This is a genomic window from Neobacillus drentensis (assembly GCF_036962765.1).
Lineage (GTDB): Bacteria > Bacillota > Bacilli > Bacillales > Cytobacillaceae > Neobacillus > Neobacillus drentensis_C.
The window spans coordinates 1-2,193 of sequence record NZ_JBALOS010000208.1 but is presented as its reverse complement, the minus strand read 5'-3'; the positions used below and the strand labels follow the sequence as shown (position 1 = coordinate 2,193).

At 35.6% G+C, this 2,193-nt stretch carries 1 protein-coding gene and 1 pseudogene; one reads left to right on the top strand and one right to left on the bottom strand.

The features are described 5' to 3' along the window. Nucleotides 1-1,181, top strand: a pseudogene (locus V7137_RS23090) (Ig-like domain-containing protein); the annotation flags it as partial. 237 nt (nucleotides 1,182-1,418) lie between these two features. Here the strand turns inward: V7137_RS23090 and V7137_RS23085 are convergent. Continuing rightward, the gene (locus V7137_RS23085) at nucleotides 1,419-1,607 is read right to left on the bottom strand and encodes a YjcZ family sporulation protein (RefSeq protein WP_335700241.1); all 189 of its coding nucleotides are present in this window, start codon (nucleotides 1,605-1,607) and stop codon (nucleotides 1,419-1,421) included. Between the last annotated feature and the right edge of the window lie 586 nt (nucleotides 1,608-2,193).

Below are 2,193 nucleotides of genomic sequence, written 5' to 3'. Positions count from 1 at the left end.
CAGTTAATACGGAGCTGCCAGCAAAAGTATCTGTTGATCAAGTACCTAATTTACCGAAAAAGATTAATGTGACCAATTCAGAAGGGATCCAAATGGACACGCCCGTAACATGGGACGTCAATGTGGAAGCATTCTCGAAGCCTGGAACTGTTGTGGTTGAAGGGACTCTCTCTGAATTAGCTAATAAAGTGATTAGAACAAAGATATTAGTTTTGCCGGACCATGTAAGATATTTTGTTCATGGCGGCGGGGCGAAAACGAATGATTATGAAACATGGTCATCTTATATGCAAGGTACACTCCTTAATAAAGATGTCATCGATCAAAAGTATGACCCAGCAAATGGACAAACATGGGGATTTATCGGGGATCGGACAAAACCGTCGGGCAGTAACAGTGGTGATTTATTTTCTTCATTACGTTACCTTTTAAGTAATTCCGGTGATGATCTCTCATATAAGTTTGATTTGAAAAATGGTAAATACACTGTATATACTGGACTCTACGATCCGTGGTACAGTTCAACTAAGGGAAGCAGAAAAGCAGATATATTAATTAACGGTGAAACCAAAACGAAGGGCTATGTATTTACGAGTTCTTACGATGTCAAAGGCTATAAAAATGTGAACCTAACGGATGGGAAACTTGACCTCACTGTTCGCAGGGTAACTGGTTCACCTGATCCTCAAATCAGCTGGATTATGATTGTGGAAGAAGATACAACATCTCCTGTAATCACAGTAACTGGTAATAAGGAAAGTTATACTGTTGATTCAAATATATCTATCACTTGCAGTGCAATGGATGATTTGTCTGGAATGGCTTCCGTCGAATGCCCGTCAATAGAAGGGCCGGCATATGAATATAGTGTAGGAGTAAATAAATTCACAGCCAAAGCTATTGATCATGCAGGTAATGCAACAGAAATAGAATTTCAATTTACGGTAACTGTGGACTTTGATAGTTTAAGCCGATTAACCGAATCTTTTGTAACGCAGACGGGGGTTGCTCATTCGCTGACTACCAAACTTAATGGAGCAAAAGAAGCAGCAGCGAAAGGTAATCAGAATGCTGCAGAAGGTAAACTTAAAGCGTATGTAAATGAGTTATCTGCTCAAAGTGATAAGTCAATAACGAAAGAAAAGGCAAATCTATTAATTTCTTTGTCGGGAAATTTGTGAAATGAAGTAAATGTTACTTGAACATAAAAAGTGTCAGGCACGATCAAATCTAGATCGTGCCTGACACTTTTTTAATGTGATTTTTTCAACACAAACCAGCTAACTTTGCATGTATAGTTGCAAAAAATGTTAGTTCAGTTCCTTGTTTAATCTAACAAGGGGCTTTTTTTATTACGGTAGAATAGTAAAAGAATTCAGGTAATTTAGGCAGGGTGCCAAGTCATCTGTGTACAAATATTAAAAGCAGAAAGCAATTGCACCGATAATGATTAATAAAATAAACAACACTATTATTATGATAAAACTTTCACACCCACGAACATTAACACAATGTCCATGAACAGGAGTCGCATAGCCGTAAGACAACGGAGGCTGGGGAATAACATTAGAGTGATCAATAAATGTTGGGATCGCGTTATTATACATTCAAACACTACCTTTCAATTGTATGGAGAGTAATTAGGCTAATACCCTATATCATATACTTGGAGATGAAATTGGAGCCCGTATATATAAAATTTTTGAGGGAGTGCCTGTCATAACCTGAGTATAGAAGATTTTTGTCAAAATAAAAAAGTGCTTCCATCATTCAGTGATTGTATGGAGATTGCACTTTTTTTGAAAATTTTTCAAAGGGAAACTGTCATAAAGACAAAACGACAAAAATAGTCCAATTTACGTGAACATGATGCTAAATGCTTCCAAAAGAAAAAAGAGAATTCTAACCTAATAAATAAATAAACCTTTTATTCATCTATCTCATTTAAAGCAGGACATATAGTCTGAATGATTAGTTTTTTTTCAACAGTATTGACAGTTTTTCAACATAATTATAGAATAGCACTGACATATATGAATCTATATATTTTAATACGGTTGAGCGGAAGTTCAACTAGACCAGCTTACTATTACACTTACAATTCCATAGCATAACATCTTACTTTCAAAAGTAGGATTGAAAAATTTCGGGAGTAATGATCGTAATGTAATTGTTTTTTTTTACAATTATTTG

Coding starts and splice junctions, on each gene's coding strand:
- V7137_RS23085 (WP_335700241.1), bottom strand. CDS start 1,607: ATGTATAATAACGCGATCCCAACATTTATTGATCACTCTAATGTTATT.